This window comes from Caldicellulosiruptor hydrothermalis 108 (genome assembly GCF_000166355.1).
In the GTDB taxonomy this organism is placed as follows: Bacteria; Bacillota; Thermoanaerobacteria; order Caldicellulosiruptorales; family Caldicellulosiruptoraceae; genus Caldicellulosiruptor; species Caldicellulosiruptor hydrothermalis.
Genome location: NC_014652.1, coordinates 1504408 through 1524705, shown reverse-complemented (window position 1 = coordinate 1524705; position 20298 = coordinate 1504408). Strand labels below are relative to the sequence as shown.

Below are 20298 nucleotides of genomic sequence, written 5' to 3'. Positions count from 1 at the left end.
AGACTTGAGGGGGAGTTTTTGAAAGATGAAAATTCTTGTGTGTATAAAACAAGTCGTTGATCCGGAAAAGGTGGAGTATAATCCTGAAACCAGGACAATAAAAAGAAATGCTCAGCATTTGATGAACAATCCTGCAGACCTTAGCGCTTTAGAATTTGCTCTTAGAATAAAAGATGTTTATAAAGATGTTCATATCACAACCCTTTCAATGGGTCCTGCTGAGTGTGAAAGCAAAATAAAAGAACTTATAGAGGTTGGTTGTGACAGCTGTGTACTTTTGAGCGACAAAAGACTTGCTGGTTCTGATGCGTATTCTACTGCGTATGCGCTGGCAAAGGCTATTGAAAAGCTTGGCAATTTTGACTTGGTACTGTGTGGTGAGTCTTCCTTAGATGGTGAGACATCTATTGTCCCACCTCAGATAGCGGAATATCTTAATATTCCTCACATATCATTTGCAACTAATATAAAAGTTTTTGATTTGCAACGCATTGAAATTGAAAGAAAATTTAAAAATCAACTATTTAGGTTTGAGGTTAAACTACCAGCACTGGTTTCTGTTAAGAAAGATAGTGCATTTCTTAGGCTTCCAAAACTGAGCCTTATGATAAAAGCTCTTTCTTATACTCCTCAAGTCTTGAGTTTAGATGATTTAGAAAACTTTGATTTTAGCAAAGTAGGAGCAGAAGGTTCAAAGACCTCGGTCGATAGATTTGTTGAACAAAGCTTTGAAGATGTTAAATGTGAGATTTATGAAGGCCTTGAAGCTGCTCAAATAGAATGTATAGCCGACCTTGTTATGAGGTTTTTATAAACGTTAAATTTCAATTTCATAAGGGGGACTAAAAAGAGAAATGGAACATGTGATATTTGTGCCGGCAATTTATCATGTTGATGAAATCTCACAACTTGCTTCTCTTCTTTCTTTCATTGAGAGCAGAATTACAGTTAAAGATAAAAAGATTATTTTATACCTATATTCGAATAGGCAAGTGGAAGATAAAGATATAAATTACCTGAAAACACTTCCAGTAAGTCAAATTGTCATCTATGAAAATGAACTTTTTTCAGACTGGGAACAGCCTTACATCGAAGCTATAACCCAGCATATAAATACAATAAAACCTCATGCTGTCATTTCAATATCAAGCGATTTTATAAAGTCAATTTTAGCAAGAGTTGCTGCACGCTTTTCATGTGGGTTTGCTGTTGATTGTACAGACCTTATTTTTGATGAGAGTACTCATAACTACAGTTTTTTAAAGCCTGCATATGCAGGAAATATAAACGCTGAGATTTTAGTCAAAAATTCTTCTATTGTCTTTGCTACGTTAAAGATAAAAAATGTAGCTGAATGTTCTTTTGAGACCATTGATAGTAAAGTAGAGATTGTTGAAAGTCTCTTTGAGAACTTTGAGCCTTTTTCTGGCAGAATTAAGATTATTGAAAAAAATTTAGCTCAGAGTATTGATAACAAACTTGAAAGTGCTAAAATAGTTATTGGTGTAGGAAGGGGAATCAAAGACAAGGAAAATTTAAAATATGCTTTTGAACTTGCAAATATCTTAAACGGTGCGGTGGGTGTCACGCGGCCGCTTGTTGACATGGGCTGGATTGACAAAGAATATCAAATTGGTCAAAGTGGCAAGATTGTATCACCACAGATATATTTTGCTTTTGGTGTTTCGGGTGCAGCCCATCATATTTGTGGGATTGGCAATCCAAAACTCATAATAGCAGTTAACAAAAACAAAGATGCGCAGATTTTTAAAATTGCTCATTACGGGATTGTAGCAGATGCTACCTCTATTATGAAAAGTTTTATAAAAGCTTTTAAAAGTAGGCTCAAAGGCTGCTGATTTTTTGAGGTGCACTGGAGGAAGTTTAAGTAATGCAAAGAAAATTTTCAGTATATGTTCTTTTAATAACAATTGCTTTCTTTCTTTTTTTAAGTGGATGTTCGTATCTATTTCAAACTTCTGACTTTTGGGGAACAAATTCAGCCCAGTTTTTAGATAAGCAAGTATGTAGTGTATTTTTTTTGGATGTAGGTCAGGGAGATAGTATACTGATAAAAACACCCGAAAATAAGTTTGTATTGATTGACTCAGGACCGAATTCTGCTGAACAGGATGTTTTACAAACCTTAGATAGATTAAATGTCAAAAAATTGGATGTGGTGATTGCAACTCATCCGCATGAGGACCATATTGGCAATATGGACAAGATTATTTCTAAATATGACATAGAAAGATTTTATACAAACAATAAAACAACAAATACTCAGACATTTGAGGATATGCTAAACGCACTGAAGAAAAAGAACCTAAAGATTTCAATTGCAAGACCATTTGATAGACTGAAATTAAATGGTGTTACATTGACTTTTTTGTCACCTCTTAAAGATTATGATGATTTGAATGATTCAAGTGTGGTTGTCATGCTTGAATTTGCGGGAAAAAGGGTGTTATTTACTGGCGATATTTCAAAGAATGTGGAATATGACGTAGTAAGGAATGTTCATGATATAAAGGCAGATGTTTTGAAGGTTTCTCATCATGGAAGCTATGCTGCAACTTCAAGTTTATTTTTAGAAAAGGTAAATCCCAAAGTGGCTATCATAAGTGTGGGAAAAGACAATCCGTACGGTCATCCGCACTCATCCACAATAAGGAGATTGGAGAAATTTAAAGTTAAAATATTTACAACAGAACAAAATGGCAACATTGCTGCACTGATATTCCCAGATGGCACATTGAAACTCATCACCCAGAGATAGAAAGGAGAAAAGCTGAAAAATGATTTATATATTTAAAAAGAGGATTAAGGAAATGACAGCAATAATTATCTTATTTTTGATACTATCAGCTGTGATTGTACAATTTTTTACAAAAACTTTGTGGACGGCTGAGACAAACCTAAGGCTTGATAATAATCTTTTGAATCCATTCAACTTCAATACTTCATCACCCGACGTTTCCAATATGGTGCAAGGTCTGTATTCTAACGTGACTGCATTGGATTTGAACAAAGAATACTTAGAGATGGTGGCGCTAAACCCTCCTTTTATTGACTATGTCACAAGCAGATATGGTGAAGATGAGAGATTTGGGGTTTTTATTGAACCTAAAGCTTCAAAGAGTGGTATAAACTATGTTGTTGTAAAAGCTGTTGCAGATTCACAGACTGCTGCTCAGAATATGCTAAATGAATATCTCAAAAGTTTGGATAACCAGGTAATCTCAGATTTGAAAAGTAAGTCAGAAGCTGCTCAAAAACTTTTGGATGAGCTTTTGCTTGAAAGAAGCAAATATGAAAAGACAAGGTTAACTGGAAGTGAACAAGAACAACTAAGCCAGATTTCAGCTGCTATAAGTCTTATCAAGTGGGTGAATGGACATTACAACAAAGTGATTGATTTAAAGAGTGCCATTTATCAATATGGAAAGGTGAAGGTATATGAGTCTGCTGGAAGCAAGTTCGAAAAGGCATTGAGAGTTGTTGCTGGAATGCTGGCAGGTGTGATTGTGGCAATTTTGTATGTAATATATAGAGAGAGAAAATATATTATCCAGAATTTATAATTTTTTCAAAATATCAAAATTAGAATGGAGATGAGGACTAAAAATGATTTCGCTTATTGATTTGAAAAGACAGTACAAAAGCATTTCACAGGAAATAATAGAACGTGTGAAAGAAGTCTTTGAAAGCGGACAGTATATTTTAGGACCAAAAGTTGCAGAGTTTGAGAAAAAGTGTGCTGAATATCTGAATGTAAAACACGCAATAGGTGTTGGAAATGGTACAGACGCCCTTGTCATAGCACTTGAAAGCCTTGGTATAGGAAAAGGTGATGAGGTTATAACCACTCCTTTTACCTTTTTTGCAACAGCTGAGGCAATAGTGAGAGTGGGTGCAAAACCAGTTTTTGTTGACATTGACCCTCTGTCGTACAACATAGACCCTGAAAAGATAGAAGAGAAGATTTCTGAGCGCACAAAAGCTATTATTCCTGTCCATATATTTGGTCAAGTGTGTGACATGAAGAAAATAGTACAAATTGCCAAAAAGTATAACTTGTATATTATCGAAGATGCCTGCCAAGCATTTGGTGCTGAATTTGAAGGGAAAAAAGCAGGCACAATTGGAGATGTGGGATGTTTTTCGTTCTTTCCTACAAAGAACTTAGGCGGGTTTGGCGACGGTGGTCTGATTGTAACAGATTCTGACGAGATTGCCTCAAAAGCAAGGATGCTCAGACAGCATGGTTCTAAAAAGAAGTATTACAACGAAATGATAGGATTTAACAGCAGGCTTGACGAAGTGCAGGCAGCAATACTTCTTGTTAAACTCAAATATATTGACAGTTGGAATAGAAGAAGAATAGAAATAGCTCAAAAGTTTTCTACAGAGCTTAAGCTTGATGGACTTGTCACCCCCAAAAAGTGCAATAGTTTTGAGTTTGGACACATATATCATCTGTATGTTCTACAACATGAAAAAAGAGAGCTTATAATGGAATATTTAGCCCAGAAAGGAATTGCAACAGGCATATATTATCCTGTGCCATTACATCTTACTAAAGCTTTGAGTTTTTTGGGATATAAAGAAGGTGATTTTGAGGTTGCTGAAAGGCTTTGCAAAAAGTTATTTGCAATTCCAATGTTTCCTGAACTGACAGATGAAGAGATAGAGTATATAACAACTTCAATAAATCAATTTGGAGGGAGTTTATAATGAATGAAATTGCACAAAAACTTCTTGAGAAGATTGAGAACAAAACAGCAGTGATTGGAGTTGTGGGGCTTGGGTATGTAGGGCTTCCGCTTGCTGTCGAAAAGGCAAAAGCAGGGTACAAGGTTATTGGATTTGATATACAGCAAAAGAGAGTTGACATGGTAAACAGAGGCCAAAATTATATAGGCGATGTTGTGGACAAAGAACTTGCTGATCTTGTAAAGGAAGGTAGAATCTTTGCCACAACTGACTACAGCAAAATTAGTGATGTTGATGCTGTTGCTATATGTGTTCCCACTCCACTTGATAAATACAAACAGCCAGACATTTCGTACGTTGTAAATTCTACAAGGGAGATTGCAAAATTCCTTCACAGGGGGATGTTGGTTGTTTTAGAGAGTACTACATATCCAGGGACAACTGAAGAAGTGGTAAAACCTATCTTGGAAGAAAGTGGGCTAAAATGCGGTGAGGATTTCTTTTTAGCTTTTTCACCTGAAAGAGTTGACCCGGGCAACAAGGTGTATAACACAAAGAACACACCAAAGGTTGTAGGCGGTGTGACAAAAACATGTACTGAGATAGCTGCAAGGCTTTACGAGAATGTGTTAGAAGGAGAGGTATTCAAGGTTAGCTCTCCACGAGTTGCAGAAATGGAAAAGATTTTGGAAAACACCTTCAGAAATATAAACATTGCCCTTGTAAACGAAATGGCTATTTTGTGCGAAAGGATGAACATTGATATTTGGGAGGTCATTGAAGCAGCAAAGACAAAACCATATGGATTTATGGCATTTTATCCCGGACCTGGGCTTGGTGGTCATTGCATACCGATTGACCCGTTTTATCTTACTTGGAAAGCGCGTGAATATGATTATCATACAAGGCTCATTGAGATAGCTGGTGAAATAAACAACTATATGCCAGAGTACGTGGTTGAAAGAGTTATGAAAATCCTCAACAAATTCAAAAAACCTTTGAACGGCTCAAAAATTTTAATTTTAGGCGTGGCATACAAAAAAGATATTGATGATATAAGAGAGTCACCTGCATTGAAAATTATCGAGATTTTTGAAAAAGAGAATGCAGAGGTAGAATACAATGACCCATATGTACCGAGTTTTACTTATAATGGCAAACAATATTTCTCGGTAGATTTTACAGCAGAGTCGCTCAAAAAGTATGATATAATTGTTATCACAACAGACCACTCAAAATATGATTATAAGTTTATCGTAGAGAATGCTAACCTCATTTTTGATACAAGAAACGCAACAAAAAGCATAAAATCAGACAAAGTTTATAAACTATAAAAAAATTCAATGTAATGGAGGATTTGTTGATGGACAAGTTAAAGATCTGTCTTGTTGGATGTGGGAGAATATCATTCAAACATGCTGAGGCTTATGCCAACAACTATGACCAGCTTGAGGTTGTGGGATTTTGTGACTTAGATAGCCAGAAAGCTTTGAGGACAAGACAAAAGTATTATGAACTGCTTGCAACCAAAGGAATTGAAATAAAAAAGGATATACCCATATACACAGATTATATAAAGATGTTAAAAGAACAAGAATGTGACATAGTTGACATAGCAACATACAGTGGGTGCCATGCTGAGCAGACACTTGTTGCTTTGGATTTTAACAAGCATGTGATTGTAGAAAAGCCCATGGCACTTTCAATAGAAGATGCAGATTTGATGATTAAAAAAGCAAGAGAAAAGAAAAAAGTACTTGGTGTATGTCTGCAAAACAGGTTTAATAAAAGTGTGCAAAAACTTAAAAGTACCATCGACAGTGGCAAATTCGGCAAGATACTGTACGCTGTCGCAAGTATTAGATGGAATAGAAACAATGAATACTACAGACAAGGTAGCTGGAGAGGCACATGGGAACAAGATGGTGGTGCGCTTATGAACCAATGTACCCACAACATTGACCTTTTACAATGGATAATAAGTTCTGAGGTTGACGAGATTTATGGTGATATAGAAACATTTTTAAGACCGATTGAAGCAGAAGATACAGGATTTGCTATCTTGAAATTCAAAAGTGGGGCAAGAGGAATTGTTGAAGGGACTACATGTGTTTGGCCTTCAAATTTGGAAGAGACGCTCAGTGTATTTGGTCAAACAGGCACAGCAGTGCTTGGTGGTACATCGGTTAACAGAATTGTTGTGTGGCGTGTGCCTGATGAGGATGAAAAAGAGGCTTTAGAAAAGTTTGCCGAAAATCCAGACAATGTATACGGGTTTGGTCACACTCCTCTTTTCAGGGATGTTATTGAAGCCATCAAAAGCGGACGGAATCCACTGGTAACTGGAGAGGAAGGTAAAAAGTCGCTTGAGATAATCCTGGGTATTTATAAATCTGCAATTGAAAAAAGGCCAATAAAACTGCCACTTACTAACTTTTCAACAATGGATATGAAAAAGGTTTATGAAAGGCAGAGGTTGGTAAGATGAGATTTATAAGTGAGAAAGCAAAGATAGCTGAAGACGTTGAAATAGGCTATTTTGTTGTGATAGAAGATGATGTTAAGATAGGTAGCGGATGCAAGATTGGTCACAACGTAATTATAAAAAAAGGAAGCATTATAGGAGACAATGTCGAAATTTCTGATGGGACAATTATAGGAAAATCTCCTCAAAAGGCTATTGCGAGCAAGACCACAGAAGAAATTGTTCTTCCACCCGCTAAAATAGGTAACAACGTCAAGATTGGAGCAAATAGCATAATCTACAGGGGTGCTGTAATCTCAGACAATGTCTTTATAGCTGATCTTGTGACAATAAGAGAAAATGTGACAATTGGTGAGTATACCATTATAGGTCGTGGTGTTAGCATAGAAAACAAAACAATTATTGGAAGCCGTTGTAAAATAGAGACAAATGCATATATCACTGCTCTTTCAGAGATTGAGGATTGGGCATTTATTGCACCGTGTGTTGTGACCTCAAATGACAATTTTGCGGGAAGAGGGAAGGACAGGGCAAAGTATTTCAAAGGTGTTACAGTGAAACGAGGTGGCAGGATAGGTGCAAATGCAACTGTGCTTCCCGGAAAAGTGATTGGAGAAGAAGGGTTTGTAGGTGCCGGTAGTGTTGTTACAAAAGATGTCATGCCAAGAAAGATTGTTGTGGGAAATCCTGCAAGGGAGATAAAAGATGTACCGGCTGATCAGTTACTTGAAAACCAATAAATATGAGCTTTTGCTTGGGGCAAGCACTGCTGTTTGCCTGCAGTTTGTTAGGTATTCGTATATTCCTGTATATTTGTTTTTATTGGCGCTATTTTTTATATCCTTTTATGTCTATAAACCAAAAATGAGATTTGACATTTTGAATTTTGTTCCTATGTTTTTTTATGTGAGCCTTGCATTGATTTCTCTCTTGTTACTAAATGTCAGTTTAGACAAGGACAAGGCTATTATAGGTGTAATAAATGCTTTCATATTCCCAGCAATATTTTATATCTTCCTCATTTCATGTAACGAAGATTGCATTTTGAAAATAGAAAAAATATGGTTGTTTTTATTAGCAATTGCTTCAGTTGTGTGTAGTTTTGAATTTTTGTATTATATAGCTTTCAAAACTTTTAGAGAGAGAACTATTTCAATCTTTTTTAATCCAAACACATTTGCGTTTTTTTTAGTTATGGTTTACCCACTTGTGATAAACAAGTTGAAAGATGAAAAGTCAAAACTTTTGGTATCGTTCTTAATATTTATAGAAATCTTACTTTCTGGTTCAAGGACAGGGTTTGTAGTATATATATTCGAGTTTTTTCTTATAAATATTTACCTTATCAGAAAAAATATCTTAAAGGTTTTCTTAGCAGTAGCTGGTATATTGACTATTTTCCTTCCTAAGATTCTCTATAGAATTCCAAGCTTAAGTGATGTAACAAATCCTAAAACGGCTGTTGGGCAGAGAGTTTTTGTGATTGAATTTGTTTTGAGATATTTTTCACACAGAAGCCTGTTTGAAGGAATTGGCGCAGGTCAATTTGAGCTATTTTTTAGAAAGTTAAAAGCGCCTGGTATAGTTGCCCTTCACTCGGCACATAATTTGTTTTTAAATGCCCTTATTGAATATGGTATAATAGGATATATGATTTTAGTTTTTATAGTTTATTTTTCGGTTTTTCTTTCTGCATATAATTTTTTTAAACACAAAGAAGAATATGATAGAAATATTCTTATTGGATTTATTCTTATAACCATTTTTCAGATGTTTGATATGGCTGAAATTACAAATAGTAGGATGCTATTAATTAACATGCTATATACATTTTATCTTTTCTTGCCTATTTACAGATTTAAAAGGTGGAGAGCTATAGATGGAGAATGCATTTAGAGTTAGATTGAAGCAGCAGGTTATTCCAGCTATTTTGTACTTGACCTTTTTGAGTGGTTTTTTTGGGAGTACTCTTGCGTATCCAAAGCTAAGTTACCTTTTTGCATATAGAATATTTTTGGCATTTTTGTTTTTTCTCATTTTTATCGACTTGATGTTAAATGGGATTGAGCTGAAGAGTTTTCTTAACTTTTCGACTTTTTTTCTAATAGGGTGGTGTGCCTACTCACTTTTAAGTTTTTTATGGGCTCAGGATATAAAAAGTGCAGTGAGGGACCAGGTTTTTTTAACCATCAATATATTTGTGATACTGATATTTATGTATTACTCAAAATATCTTAGATGGGATGTTTTTGAAAACATAATATTGATTTCATTTATCATCCATCTTGCTGTAGGCTATTTAGAAGTAGTGACTGACAAACATTTGTGGACATCTAAGGTACCTTTATACAATCTTCATAGAACTCCTTCAACCTTTTTTGCAAATCCAAACGATTTTGCAACTTATTTGGTTTTATATTTGCCTTTTATTTTAGCTGTTGCGATAAACAAAAGTAGAAATAATTTTTTCAAAAAGTGGGCAGCCTTTTTAGGCGCAGTTTTGGCTATCCCACTTTTGATTCTTACCACAAGCAGAGCAAATTACATAGGATTTTTAATAGCTTTGTTTGTTTATTTTCTTTTGGCTGGTAAAGACCAGAAAAAGAGTCTTCTACAGTATGGAGCTATATTTTTAGTTTTTTTAATGCTTATAATAGGTTTTAGACTGGATTTTGGAGCGTTTAATAAGGCAGTTGAAATGATAAAAATTCAGATTTCTTCGCTTGTTGATTTTTCCCAGACTTATCTTTCATCTAATGTGCGGCGAGAACTTTTGATTGTGTATGGTCTTTCGTTTTTGTATGACTATCTCTTTTTTGGAGTTGGTTCAGGCAACAGCAGGGTTTTGATGGAAAAGGTAAAACAGTATACTGTAAATGTTGAACTTCATAATTGGTTTTTGGATGTTCTTGTGTGTTACGGCTTGGTAATATTCATCTTGTATCTTATTTGGATAGTCTATATACTTTACAATCTTTTTAAAATAAAAAAGAGCAGTAATACTTTAAACCCACCAACAATCCCTTTAATAAGCTCTATTTCTGCCTTTTTTATATCAAGCATAAGTTCATCAAAGATGATTGAGATGAGGATAATGTGGTTTGTATTTGCACTTTCGCTGTTTGTTTTAGCAAAGTCAAAAGAAGAAAAAGGAGAGTATTGAGTTTGAAAAAGGTGCTGGTTTTGTCTTCTGCCCATCCATGGGATGATGAAAGAGTGTTCAACAAGATAACAAAGAGTCTTTCGAAAAAGTATGAAACAGCCCTATGTGCTGTTGCAGACAAGCAATTTTTTGAAGTTGACGGGATAAAGATTTTTGGGCTTCTAAAATTGCCACGCTCAAAGAGATATAAAAATTATTTAAAAATCATAAAGATAATTAAGGAATTTAAACCTGACATCATTCACTTTCATGACCCTGACCTTTTGGTTTTATCCTTGTACTTTAAGTTTTTCTTAAAGAAAAAAGTGATATACGACGTGCATGAGGACTATCCTTTAGCTTTTAAAGACAGGAAGTATTTTCCAGAGCCGTTTACCATGTTGTTTTCAATACTTTTTAATCTGGCCGAAAAAACTATAAGCAGACTTTTAGACGGTGTTGTGACTGTTACAGAAGACATATATTTAAAATTTAATTGCAAGAACAAGGAGGTTATCAAAAATTATCCTGTTGCTGAGACATTTTTGGAAGAAAAAGATGGCACTGTTGATGGAACCTTAAACCTTATATATATAGGAAGCGTTTCGCAGAGCAGAGGAATAACAAACTTGATTTTAGCAGTGAAAAGTTTGCACGAACTTGACATAAGATTAGACATTGTTGGTCCTGCTGAAAATCAAAAATACTTTGAAGAGATAAAGAAATACGAAGATGAAAAAATAAGGATATGGGGAAGAGTGCCTAAAAAAGATATTCCTAGAATTTTAAAAAGTGCTCATGTTGGATTTGTGACGCTGCTACCACTTTCGCGGTATAAAACTTCGCTTCCTTTAAAACTTTTTGAATATATGGCTGCAAAGGTAGCTGTCGTTGCTTCAAACTTTGAACTTTGGGGAAGAATAGTTGAGGAAAGTGACTGTGGTATTTTAGTTGATCCTACAAATCTTCAGGATATCAAAAATGCTATATTGTTTTTTTACAACAACAGAGACCAAATAGTAAAGAAAGGCTTAAATGGTTACAGGGCGTTTATAGAAAAGTACAACTGGTCTGAAGAGGAGAAAAAGCTTTTTCAATTTTACAAAAGGATAGAAGAGTATTGAAAAAGTGCGGGGGAAGGAGAAACAAGACTGGTATGAACAGGGCAAGAAATAAAAAAATTGTGCTTTCAATTATAGCTTCGATTTTGCTTATAAGTGTAGCTGTGGGTGGGTACATTTACAAGGTTTTTGTTATTGATGCAAAACATATTGAGAAGGTTTTCACAAAAAAAACGCAAACATCAAAAATCTCCTCTTTAAAGTATCCTTTTGATGACAGTAGTGTGAACATCTTGATTGTTGGACTTGACAAGGCAAGCAATAGAACAGTGTACGATATGCACCGAACAGACACAATTTTGTTTATAAACATTAACTTCAAAGATAAAAAGGTTAGAGGAATTTCTATTCCAAGAGACACACTTACACAAATATACAAAGTTGAAAAATGGGATAAGATTAACAGTGCATTTGGTTATGGAGGAGGAGAGAAAAAAGAAGGTTTTATATATACAATGGAAACTGTGAGTAAGCTCTTGGGCGGGATGCCGGTGGATTATTACGTTGGATTTGACCTTGATGCTATAAGAAAGGTTGTAAACATATTGGGTGGTGTTTATGTCAATGTTGAGGTGCCAGTGAGGGTAAAGACAAAGTGGGTGGACATTGATTTAAAACCGGGGTATCAGAAACTGAATGGCATAGAAACTCTTTATTACGCTCTTTGGAGAAAAACTCCTGGTGGTGACATAGACAGGATAAAAAGAGATAAAGAGCTAATTCTTTCGGTTTTTCAGCAGCTTAAAGAAAGTAATAAGATAATAAAACTGCCAGAAATATATTGGAAGATAAGAAAACACTTTTTTACCAATCTTTCTCTTCAGCAGATAACATCGCTTGCTTATTTTGCCCAGAGCATGAATAAAGAAGACATGGTATTTGAGAGTATTCCTGGCACTTATTTTAACTATGCGGGAGTGAGCTACTGGAAACCAGATTATGAAGGGATAAAAAAGCTTGTAAAGGACCTACTTGGCTATGACATTGAAATAGACCTTCAGCTTCCTGAAAGATTTAAATATGTACCGCGGATTGTAAAACATAAAACCAGTAATTCTTCCCAAAAAACTGTGAAGAAAAATTCACAGGTTGCAGACCAAGAACACCAGAAAACAACAGAAGGACAAGTTCAGCAAAGTAGTTCAATTGATACTTCCTTGCCTGCACAAAATTCAGATAATCCTTCAACTGGGGATACTACTGCTAAGGCTCAGCAATCTTCGCAAGCACTGGAAAGTCAGCAAACTTTGCCACCCGAAAATACTCAAGATAGCTTGTACAAAAATCAAGGTCAGACTTCATCAGTCCAAAGTGATTCTTCACCCTCTACAGACTCAGATGTAAATACAAATGTTTATAGTGAGGTCAGGTAGGAAGAATTTTTGACAAAAGTTTTTAAATTGGATATACTTTATTTATGTAAAGTTATTGTAAGATAGCATGGGGTGGCAAAGAATGTATAAGGTGGGAGATACTATAATACACCCTTTGCATGGAGCAGGTAGGATAGTTGAGATAGTTGAGGAGAAGGTTTTCGATAGTGTTCAGAAATATTATGTGGTAAAGATATTGTACAATGGAATGAAGGTACTGGTGCCTGTCAAAAGCGCATCAGAGATTGGCATCCGGAATGTTATTTCAGAAGAGGAAGCAAACAGGGTATTTGAACTTTTGAAAGACAACAGTTTTAAGGTTGACATAAATGGCTGCGGAAATTATAACAAGCGAATAAGAGAAAATCAGCAAAAGCTAAAGAGCGGAAATATTTACTGCGTTGTAGAAGTTTTAAAGATGCTTGCAATGAGAGAAAAGGTAAAAGGACTTTCGACAAACGAAAAGATGATGTTCAACACGGCAAAACAGATTTTAGTAAGTGAGCTTGGACTTGCGAAAGGTCTTGCCATTGAAGAAGTTGAGAGGATGGTTGATAGTATTTTATTTGAGCTTGAGACGGCAGAGTAAGGGGGAAGTTTTTGGTGGCAGGATTTTTTGGATTCTTTGATTATACAAAGCCTGGGCCGGGTGTGCCGGAAAACGAGCCTCCAAAATCAAAGTTTATAGTGTTTTTTGAAGTACTTGCGAGAAAGTTTTGGAAACTGTCTTGGCTAAATATCTTGTATTTTCTTGTTTCGTTGCCGATACTAATATTACTTTATTTTGTTATTGGTGATTATATTTATCCTATTATCCAATCTGCAACAAAGGGAGCTGGAAACATAAAAGATATTCAATCGCTGCAAGGTTTTTTGATGACAGCTTTTGGCTTGACACTTTTAAGTGGGTTTATGGTGTTTGGTATAGGACCAACAACTGCAGGTTTTACGTATATTGTGAGGAACTTTGCAAGGGAAGAACATGCGTGGGTTACAAGTGATTTTTTTGAACATACAAAAAAGAACCTCAAAGAAGGAATAACAAGTTTTATAACAGATTTGTTGGTGTTGTGGATATTTTCTGTAGCTATACGATTTTATTCAGTTCAAAGTCTTAAATATCCCAGTGTAGGAATTATAAAGTACTTTTTGATATTTACACTTTTTATCTATTTCATGATGCATATATATATCTACCCTATGATGGTAACATACAACCTGAAAGTGAGACACATTTATAAAAATGCTTTTATCTTCACCATTTTAAAACTTCCTCATACTATTGGAATGTTTTTGTTATTAGTAACAGTATGGCTAATTCCTTTCCTACTTTTATTTGTGACACGATTTATACCAGTGCTGCTTCTTTATCCTTTAATATGGGTGAGCATAATTGGGCTTGCCCAGAATTTCTACACAAACTACATCTTCGGGATATATCTCAATCCTCAAAAGGAATCTGAAGAACAGCTTGAAAGTCAAGAAAATACTGAACTTTCTTCCGGCAAAGATGATGACAGCAACAGCAAAGATAGTGTATAATATATAATACTGCGCGAAAATTTAATATGCGAAGGGAGGTTGCTTCTTTATGGAACCAGTACTTGTCTACAACAGAAGGGACGTATTTACAAAGAGCAATTTAAATAGACTCAGAAAAGAAGGATATATCCCTGCTGTTGCGTATGGTGATGACATAAAGAGCCTTCCTGGATATGTTTCTAAAAAGGAGTTTGAAAAATTATATCATCAAAAAGGTTTGGCTGGTAAAATAAAGATTTCAATTGATGGGAAAGAGAGAACTGCTCTTATAAAAGAGGTTCAGACCCATTATACAAAAGGGAATATAATTCATGTGGATTTTCAGATACTTTCCGAAAACAAGCCTATCTATGTTGAGGTGCCAATTATATTTGAAAACGCAGAGATTTTGAAGTCAAGAGGACTTGTGCTGCAAAGACAGATGGACACAGTAGAGATAGAAGGGCTTCCTAAGGATATTCCAGAGCATTTGGTAATTGACTTGATGGGCTATGAAAAGCCTACAGCTATAAAGTTGAGAGATATAAAACTTCCAGAGGGAATCAAAATAACAGAAGATTTAGATGAAGTTGTTGCAGTAATTGATGTAAGCGAGATTACAGAAGAGCCAGAGGTAGAGGAGAAAAAAGAAGAGACTTCTTCAAATGCATAGTCACCCAGAAAAGATTAAAAAATGTGACCTATATGAAATTACAAAAAGAGAAAGGTGGCAACAACAAACAAAATGTACCACCTTTCTTTTTTATTGTAATTTGTTTCAATGTCAAATTAAATATATTACTTTAATTTATTCAAAAATTCCTTTAGATTATCAATTTGTTTTCTTACACTCTCCAGCGAAGTTCCGCCATAGCTTTTTCTCCGGTTTACGCAGGTTTCAATCTTTATAAATTGACATACATCCTCTTGAATCTTCTCACTGAATCTTTTATATTCCTCTAACGATAAGTCTTCTAATGTTTTGCCGCTTTCAATACAGTACTTTACAATGTTTCCCACAATAAAGTGGGCATCTCTAAAAGCTATTCCTTTTGTCACCAAGTAATCTGCAAGGTCTGTTGCATTGATAAATCCAGATTTGCAAGAACGCTCCATGTTTTCTTTGTTAATTTTGAGAGTTTTGAGTATTTCATTTATTATTACTAAACTCATTTCTACTGTTTCAATTGAATCAAATAAAAATTCTTTGTCCTCCTGCAAATCCTTGTTGTATGAAAGAGGCAGACCCTTTAGTACTGTTAAAAGTCCAATCAAGTTTGCATATACTCTTCCTGTTTTGCCACGTATTAGCTCTAAAGCGTCAGGATTTTTCTTTTGAGGCATGATGCTACTGCCTGAACAGAAACTATCGTCAAGTTCAATAAATTTAAATTCATCAGTATTGAAAATGATAAAATCTTCTGCAAGTCGTGACAAATGCATCTGAATCATGGCAAGTAAAAATAACATTTCAAGGATGAAATCCCTGTCAGAGACAGTGTCGATACTGTTTTCTGTCACGCTTTCAAAACCAAGTTCACTTGCCACAAAAAATCTGTCTATTTCAAATGTGGTTCCTGCCAAAGCAGCACTGCCAAGCGGGCTGTAATTTGTCATGCTGTAGTTTTGTCTTAGTCTTAACAAATCTCTTTTTAGCATTTGAGCATATGCAAGAATATAATGAGAAAAAAGTATGGGCTGAGCCTTTTGCAGATGAGTAAACCCTGGCATAATTACATCAATATTTTCTTCGGCTAAGTTTACAATGGTGTTTATTAGCGTTTTTATCAGTTCTTGAAGATACAAATTCTTTTCACGACAAAATAATCTCTCATCAAGAGCAACTTGGTCATTTCTGCTTCTGGCTGTGTGAACCTTTTTGCCAACTTCTCCTATTCTCTTTATGAGCTCTTTTTCAATCAGCATGTGGACATCTTCATCAGAAATTTCAAATTCGATTTTACCTGATTTAAAGTCTTCTAATATTTGATAGAGACTATCTATGATAAGTTTTGCCTCATCCTCAAGGATAATATTGCACTTTGCAAGCATTTTAACGTGGGCAACAGACCCAAGAATGTCGTATTCAAAGAGTTTTATATCAGTCATGATAGAAGCATTAAAAAGGTCAAAAATCTGCGCTGTAGACTTTGAGAACCTGCCTTCCCAGAGCTTAATTCTCCTCATCCTCCTTTCTGTTCACCATTCCAAATACCTTCAAAGGCAAGCCAAACAGGTTTATAAATCCTTCCGCATCCTTTTGATTGTACATCTGGTCTTCTTCAAAGGTTGCAAGGTCTTTGATATATAGCGAATTTGGTGATTTTGAACCAGCAGAGTAAATATTACCTCTGTACAGCACGAGTTTTACTGTGCCATTTACAACCTCTTGGGTTTTGTCAACAAATGCTGAAAGTGCTTCTCTTAACGGTGAAAACCAAAGCCCATCATAAACAAGTTCAGCAAATCTAATTGCAACCATGTCTTTAAAATGCAAAGTAGCTCTGTCAAGGCAGAGGTATTCCAATTCCCTGTGAGCATAATAAAGAATTGTTCCGCCAGGGGTTTCATACACGCCGCGCGATTTCATTCCAACAAGCCTGTTTTCAACTATGTCCGCAATGCCAATTCCATGATTTGCCCCTATTTTGTTCAAAGTTTTCAAAAGTTCAACTCCATTCATTTGCTGACCGTTTACCTTCACAGGAATTCCTTTTTCAAATTCAATCTCCACAGTCTCTGGAGAGTCAGCAAGTTTAAGAGGATTTTTTGTAATCTTTAATACCTTATCAAAGTCAGGCATGTTCCATGGGTCTTCTAAGTCAAGCCCTTCATGAGAAAGATGCCATATGTTCCCGTCCATGCTGTAACTTTCTTCTTTTTTAAAAGGAATATCAATTCCTTTTTGGGCAAGATAATTGAGCTCATCCTCGCGCGATTTTAAATTCCAAATTCGCCAAGGAGCTATTATCTTTATTTGTGGCATAAGCGCTTTAATTGTCACTTCAAATCTTACCTGGTCGTTTCCTTTTCCTGTTGCACCGTGCGCTATTGCATCAGCGTTTTCTTTTTTCGCGATATTGACCAGTTTCTTGGCAATTAAAGGTCTTGCCATTGATGTTCCAAGCAGATATTTTCCTTCATATATAGCTCCAGCTTTCAAAGTGGGGAATATATATTCATTCACAAACTCTTCTTTGGCATCTTCGATGTAAACTTTTGAAGCACCCGTCTTGTAAGCTTTTTCTTTTATGGCTTCAAAGTCATCTTCCTGTCCTACATCAACAACCACGGCAATTACTTCACAGTCAAAGTTTTCTTTAAGCCAGGGAATAATGACTGAGGTATCAAGTCCACCTGAATATGCCAAGACCACTTTGTTCAGTTTCATTTTCTTTATCTCCCCTCACATGATTTAATTGGTTTTATAAAATTATACACCTAAATGAATAATTATGCAATGAGCTAACTTAAATTTTCTTGAGATTTAAAGGGATTTATTTTATTATAATATCTTAGATATGAAGAATTTTTCAAGGAGTCTGTGAATGAAGGTAGCTTTGTTTGGTGGTACTTTTAATCCCATTCACATTGGACATCTAATTATGGCTCAGTATGTTTTGAATTTTTCGCAAGTGCAAAAGGTTATATTTGTCCCCAATGGACATCCTCCGCACAAGATTGAAGATGTAGCAGATGCGAGCGACAGGTTTGAAATGGTTAAGCTTTCAATAGAAGATAATCCATATTTTGATATAAGCGACTTTGAAATCAAAAAAAGTGGACCAAGCTGGACGATAGATACGCTTGAGTATTTTTCATCTATTTATGAAAGAGTATATTTTATTATTGGAAGCGACAATCTTTCAGAGATAGTGAAGTGGTACAAGGCAGAAGAGATTTTAAGAAGATACCCTCTTATTGTTCTTCCACGAGAAAGAGATTTGTGTGCGATAAAAAAGGAAATAGAAAAGCTTTCTTCTAAATATGCTCAAGAGATTACTTTGATTCAGATGCCTATTGTTGATATATCTTCAACAGAGATAAGAAAACTAATTCGCCAGAACAAAAGTATAAGATATATGGTTCATCCAAAGGTGGAAGAATATATTAAGAGAAAGGGGCTTTACAAAAGGTGAAAATTGAACAGATTAAAGATAAATTAAAAGAACTTTTGGATGAGAAAAGGTACGTGCATTCGATTGGAACAATGGAGTGTGCAGTAAAGCTTGCTGAAAGGTTTGGCGAAGATGTACAAAAAGCAATGATTGCAGGTCTTGTTCATGATGTTGCAAAGTGCCTTGATAAGCAGCAGTTGTTGAATTGTGCCTTGAAATCTGGTATAGTTATAGATAACATTATGCGAAGTCAAATAGAGCTTTTACACGGTCCTGCTGGAAGTTATTTGGCAAGAAAGCTCTTTGGAATAGAAGATGTTGACATCTTAAATGCTATTGCATATCATACAACTGGAAGAGAAAATATGTCAAAGTTAGAAAAGATAATATATGTAGCAGATTTGATTGAGCCTTCAAGACAATTTGAACAGGTAGAAAAACTGAGGGAAAAATCGTTTGAAGATTTAGAAAAAGCAGTTGTGATGGCTATGGATAATACTTTAAAGTATGTAATTGACCGTGGTGGATTAATACATCCCAATACTATTTATGCAAGAAATTGGCTTATATTACGAGAAAGCGGGGAAGTAAGGTGAAGAAGATACGAATCAAGAAAGAAGCAAAAATGTTTTTGGCATCTTTTTTGGCTACTGTAGCAGTTATATTTTTGCTCATTGTTGCAACAGCTTTGTATTATAAAAATACAAAGGCACTTCCGCCAATAATAAATAGTCTCATTGAAAAGGTTACAAATACTGAGACAAACGGGCTTGAGAATAATTTGCCAATGAACATTTTGGTTCTTGGAGGAGATGAAAAAGAAGGTGGAAGGTCAGACACCATAATGCTTGTCCGTATCCAGAAAGATTTCCAACCAGTTATTATTTCTATTCCAAGGGATACAAGAGTAAAGATAGAGGGTATAAGAGGATATTCAAAAATCAATGCTGCATATGCCTATGGCAAGTCAAAGCTGGCCATAAAAACTGTAGAAGATCTTCTGGGCGTAAAAATTGACAGATATGTTGCCCTAAATTATGAAGCGGTCAAAAAAATTGTTGACGCAGTTGGTGGAGTGGATGTTGAAGTTCCTTTTCATTTATATTACAAAGATACAACACCGGGCAAAGAGCTTTTTATAGATATCCCTGCAGGTCTTCAACATTTGGATGGGGAAAAGGCAGTTGAGTTTTTGCGCTGGCGACACAATTCAAACGGCAAAGAGTATGGCAGAGGCGGAGATTTGGGTAGAATTGAGATGCAGAAAAAATTTGTGTTTGCTTTGATTGAAAAGGTATTAAAACCACAAAACCTTATAAAACTTCCAAGTATTATCCAAACAGCTACAAAGTACGTGGACCACAATTTTACAAGAAATGAGATGATTTGGTTTGTCCAAAATGCAGGTAAATTCAGTAGCCAAAATATAATGACAGCTGTACTACCGGGCTATCCTAAGTATATTGATAATGTTTCTTACTATATATTGGATGAAGAGAAATGCAAACAGCTTGTTGAAGATTTAAATGAGCCAGAGATAATAAAGGAGAATATCAGAATAAAAGTGATAGGAGAAAGTGGTAGCGAAAAGGCAGCTTTGCTTAAAAGTGAGCTTGAGTCAAGAGGATATGTAAATGTGGGGTTGGGAAGTCAAAAGAGTATTCAAAATTCTACAATTGAGCTAAAGAGAATTAACAGAAAATATCTTGAGCAATTAAGAAATGACATTGACCTTTCAACTTTTCAGGTGGTTTATTCACCAGACTATGAGGAAAAGTATGATATTTATATTAAAGTAAAATAAAAAAAGGGGTGAAAAAAG

20 protein-coding genes are annotated in these 20298 nt (G+C 35.3%); 18 read left to right on the top strand and 2 right to left on the bottom strand.

Translation table 11 applies throughout. The features are described 5' to 3' along the window. Positions 1-25: 25 nt before the first annotated feature. From CALHY_RS07570 to CALHY_RS07500, 15 genes are all read left to right on the top strand, one after another. Complete coding sequence (locus CALHY_RS07570; RefSeq protein WP_013403380.1) at positions 26-814, top strand: electron transfer flavoprotein subunit beta/FixA family protein; 789 nt, start codon at positions 26-28, stop codon at positions 812-814. A 40-nt stretch (positions 815-854) separates the two neighbouring features. Beyond that, positions 855-1859 carry an electron transfer flavoprotein subunit alpha/FixB family protein gene (locus CALHY_RS07565; RefSeq protein ID WP_013403379.1) on the top strand — a complete coding sequence of 335 codons (1005 nt, stop codon included), beginning with the start codon at positions 855-857 and terminating at the stop codon, positions 1857-1859. A gap of 32 nt (positions 1860-1891) precedes the next feature. Then, a complete protein-coding gene (locus CALHY_RS07560) occupies positions 1892-2779 on the top strand; it encodes a ComEC/Rec2 family competence protein (protein ID WP_013403378.1) in 888 nt (295 codons plus the stop codon). A gap of 19 nt (positions 2780-2798) precedes the next feature. Beyond that, positions 2799-3584 carry a hypothetical protein gene (locus tag CALHY_RS07555; RefSeq protein WP_013403377.1) on the top strand — a complete coding sequence of 262 codons (786 nt, stop codon included), beginning with the start codon at positions 2799-2801 and terminating at the stop codon, positions 3582-3584. Between the two features lie 43 nt (positions 3585-3627). After that, positions 3628-4737 carry a DegT/DnrJ/EryC1/StrS family aminotransferase gene (locus CALHY_RS07550; protein ID WP_013403376.1) on the top strand — a complete coding sequence of 370 codons (1110 nt, stop codon included), beginning with the start codon at positions 3628-3630 and terminating at the stop codon, positions 4735-4737. Further along, positions 4737-6050: a nucleotide sugar dehydrogenase gene (locus tag CALHY_RS07545; RefSeq protein WP_013403375.1), complete on the top strand. Its 1314-nt coding sequence runs from the start codon at positions 4737-4739 to the stop codon at positions 6048-6050. The genes CALHY_RS07550 and CALHY_RS07545 overlap by 1 nt, the downstream gene beginning before the upstream one ends. A 29-nt stretch (positions 6051-6079) precedes the next feature. Further along, on the top strand, positions 6080-7204 hold the full coding sequence (locus CALHY_RS07540; protein ID WP_013403374.1) for a Gfo/Idh/MocA family protein: 1125 nt from the start codon (positions 6080-6082) through the stop codon (positions 7202-7204). Then, positions 7201-7941 carry an acyltransferase gene (locus CALHY_RS07535; RefSeq protein WP_013403373.1) on the top strand — a complete coding sequence of 247 codons (741 nt, stop codon included), beginning with the start codon at positions 7201-7203 and terminating at the stop codon, positions 7939-7941. The genes CALHY_RS07540 and CALHY_RS07535 overlap by 4 nt, the downstream gene beginning before the upstream one ends. Next, positions 7907-9097: an O-antigen ligase family protein gene (locus tag CALHY_RS07530; protein WP_013403372.1), complete on the top strand. Its 1191-nt coding sequence runs from the start codon at positions 7907-7909 to the stop codon at positions 9095-9097. Before CALHY_RS07535 ends, CALHY_RS07530 begins: the two co-directional genes overlap by 35 nt. Further along, on the top strand, positions 9081-10364 hold the full coding sequence (locus CALHY_RS07525; RefSeq protein WP_013403371.1) for an O-antigen ligase family protein: 1284 nt from the start codon (positions 9081-9083) through the stop codon (positions 10362-10364). The genes CALHY_RS07530 and CALHY_RS07525 overlap by 17 nt, the downstream gene beginning before the upstream one ends. A gap of 2 nt (positions 10365-10366) precedes the next feature. Continuing rightward, positions 10367-11467: a glycosyltransferase family 4 protein gene (locus tag CALHY_RS07520; RefSeq protein ID WP_013403370.1), complete on the top strand. Its 1101-nt coding sequence runs from the start codon at positions 10367-10369 to the stop codon at positions 11465-11467. Positions 11468-11499: 32 nt separating this feature from the next. Continuing rightward, positions 11500-12837: an LCP family protein gene (locus CALHY_RS07515; RefSeq protein WP_013403369.1), complete on the top strand. Its 1338-nt coding sequence runs from the start codon at positions 11500-11502 to the stop codon at positions 12835-12837. An 82-nt stretch (positions 12838-12919) separates the two neighbouring features. Beyond that, positions 12920-13426 carry a CarD family transcriptional regulator gene (locus CALHY_RS07510; protein ID WP_013403368.1) on the top strand — a complete coding sequence of 169 codons (507 nt, stop codon included), beginning with the start codon at positions 12920-12922 and terminating at the stop codon, positions 13424-13426. Positions 13427-13440: 14 nt separating this feature from the next. After that, the gene (locus CALHY_RS07505) at positions 13441-14379 is read left to right on the top strand and encodes a YesL family protein (RefSeq protein ID WP_013403367.1); all 939 of its coding nucleotides are present in this window, start codon (positions 13441-13443) and stop codon (positions 14377-14379) included. A gap of 49 nt (positions 14380-14428) precedes the next feature. After that, positions 14429-15031: a 50S ribosomal protein L25/general stress protein Ctc gene (locus tag CALHY_RS07500; RefSeq protein ID WP_013403366.1), complete on the top strand. Its 603-nt coding sequence runs from the start codon at positions 14429-14431 to the stop codon at positions 15029-15031. Between the two features lie 125 nt (positions 15032-15156). Here CALHY_RS07500 and argH read toward each other — a convergent pair whose 3' ends face one another. Further along, entirely contained in the window at positions 15157-16545 is a 1389-nt protein-coding gene (gene argH, locus CALHY_RS07495; protein WP_013403365.1) for an argininosuccinate lyase, read from the bottom strand. Continuing rightward, entirely contained in the window at positions 16532-17749 is a 1218-nt protein-coding gene (locus CALHY_RS07490) for an argininosuccinate synthase (RefSeq protein ID WP_013403364.1), read from the bottom strand. The genes argH and CALHY_RS07490 overlap by 14 nt, the downstream gene beginning before the upstream one ends. A gap of 157 nt (positions 17750-17906) precedes the next feature. On the opposite strand from CALHY_RS07490, the gene nadD reads away from it, so the two are divergent. Genes nadD through CALHY_RS07475 form a run of 3 tightly spaced genes read left to right on the top strand, consistent with a single transcriptional unit; the run spans position 17907 to position 20280 of the window. Further along, positions 17907-18497, top strand: coding sequence for a nicotinate (nicotinamide) nucleotide adenylyltransferase (gene nadD, locus CALHY_RS07485; RefSeq protein ID WP_013403363.1), 591 nt, complete (start codon positions 17907-17909; stop codon positions 18495-18497). Then, positions 18494-19072 (top strand): bis(5'-nucleosyl)-tetraphosphatase (symmetrical) YqeK, encoded by a 579-nt coding sequence (yqeK, locus tag CALHY_RS07480; protein WP_013403362.1) that lies wholly within the window; start codon positions 18494-18496, stop codon positions 19070-19072. Before nadD ends, yqeK begins: the two co-directional genes overlap by 4 nt. Beyond that, positions 19069-20280 carry an LCP family protein gene (locus CALHY_RS07475; RefSeq protein WP_013403361.1) on the top strand — a complete coding sequence of 404 codons (1212 nt, stop codon included), beginning with the start codon at positions 19069-19071 and terminating at the stop codon, positions 20278-20280. The genes yqeK and CALHY_RS07475 overlap by 4 nt, the downstream gene beginning before the upstream one ends. The last annotated feature ends 18 nt before the right edge of the window (positions 20281-20298 follow it).

Coding starts and splice junctions, on each gene's coding strand:
- CALHY_RS07525 (WP_013403371.1), top strand. CDS start 9,081: ATGGAGAATGCATTTAGAGTTAGATTGAAGCAGCAGGTTATTCCAGCT.
- CALHY_RS07545 (WP_013403375.1), top strand. CDS start 4,737: ATGAATGAAATTGCACAAAAACTTCTTGAGAAGATTGAGAACAAAACA.
- CALHY_RS07530 (WP_013403372.1), top strand. CDS start 7,907: ATGTACCGGCTGATCAGTTACTTGAAAACCAATAAATATGAGCTTTTG.
- nadD (WP_013403363.1), top strand. CDS start 17,907: ATGAAGGTAGCTTTGTTTGGTGGTACTTTTAATCCCATTCACATTGGA.
- CALHY_RS07535 (WP_013403373.1), top strand. CDS start 7,201: ATGAGATTTATAAGTGAGAAAGCAAAGATAGCTGAAGACGTTGAAATA.
- argH (WP_013403365.1), bottom strand. CDS start 16,545: ATGAGGAGAATTAAGCTCTGGGAAGGCAGGTTCTCAAAGTCTACAGCG.
- CALHY_RS07570 (WP_013403380.1), top strand. CDS start 26: ATGAAAATTCTTGTGTGTATAAAACAAGTCGTTGATCCGGAAAAGGTG.
- CALHY_RS07560 (WP_013403378.1), top strand. CDS start 1,892: ATGCAAAGAAAATTTTCAGTATATGTTCTTTTAATAACAATTGCTTTC.
- CALHY_RS07540 (WP_013403374.1), top strand. CDS start 6,080: ATGGACAAGTTAAAGATCTGTCTTGTTGGATGTGGGAGAATATCATTC.
- CALHY_RS07550 (WP_013403376.1), top strand. CDS start 3,628: ATGATTTCGCTTATTGATTTGAAAAGACAGTACAAAAGCATTTCACAG.
- CALHY_RS07555 (WP_013403377.1), top strand. CDS start 2,799: ATGATTTATATATTTAAAAAGAGGATTAAGGAAATGACAGCAATAATT.
- CALHY_RS07490 (WP_013403364.1), bottom strand. CDS start 17,749: ATGAAACTGAACAAAGTGGTCTTGGCATATTCAGGTGGACTTGATACC.
- CALHY_RS07510 (WP_013403368.1), top strand. CDS start 12,920: ATGTATAAGGTGGGAGATACTATAATACACCCTTTGCATGGAGCAGGT.
- CALHY_RS07515 (WP_013403369.1), top strand. CDS start 11,500: ATGAACAGGGCAAGAAATAAAAAAATTGTGCTTTCAATTATAGCTTCG.
- CALHY_RS07500 (WP_013403366.1), top strand. CDS start 14,429: ATGGAACCAGTACTTGTCTACAACAGAAGGGACGTATTTACAAAGAGC.
- CALHY_RS07565 (WP_013403379.1), top strand. CDS start 855: ATGGAACATGTGATATTTGTGCCGGCAATTTATCATGTTGATGAAATC.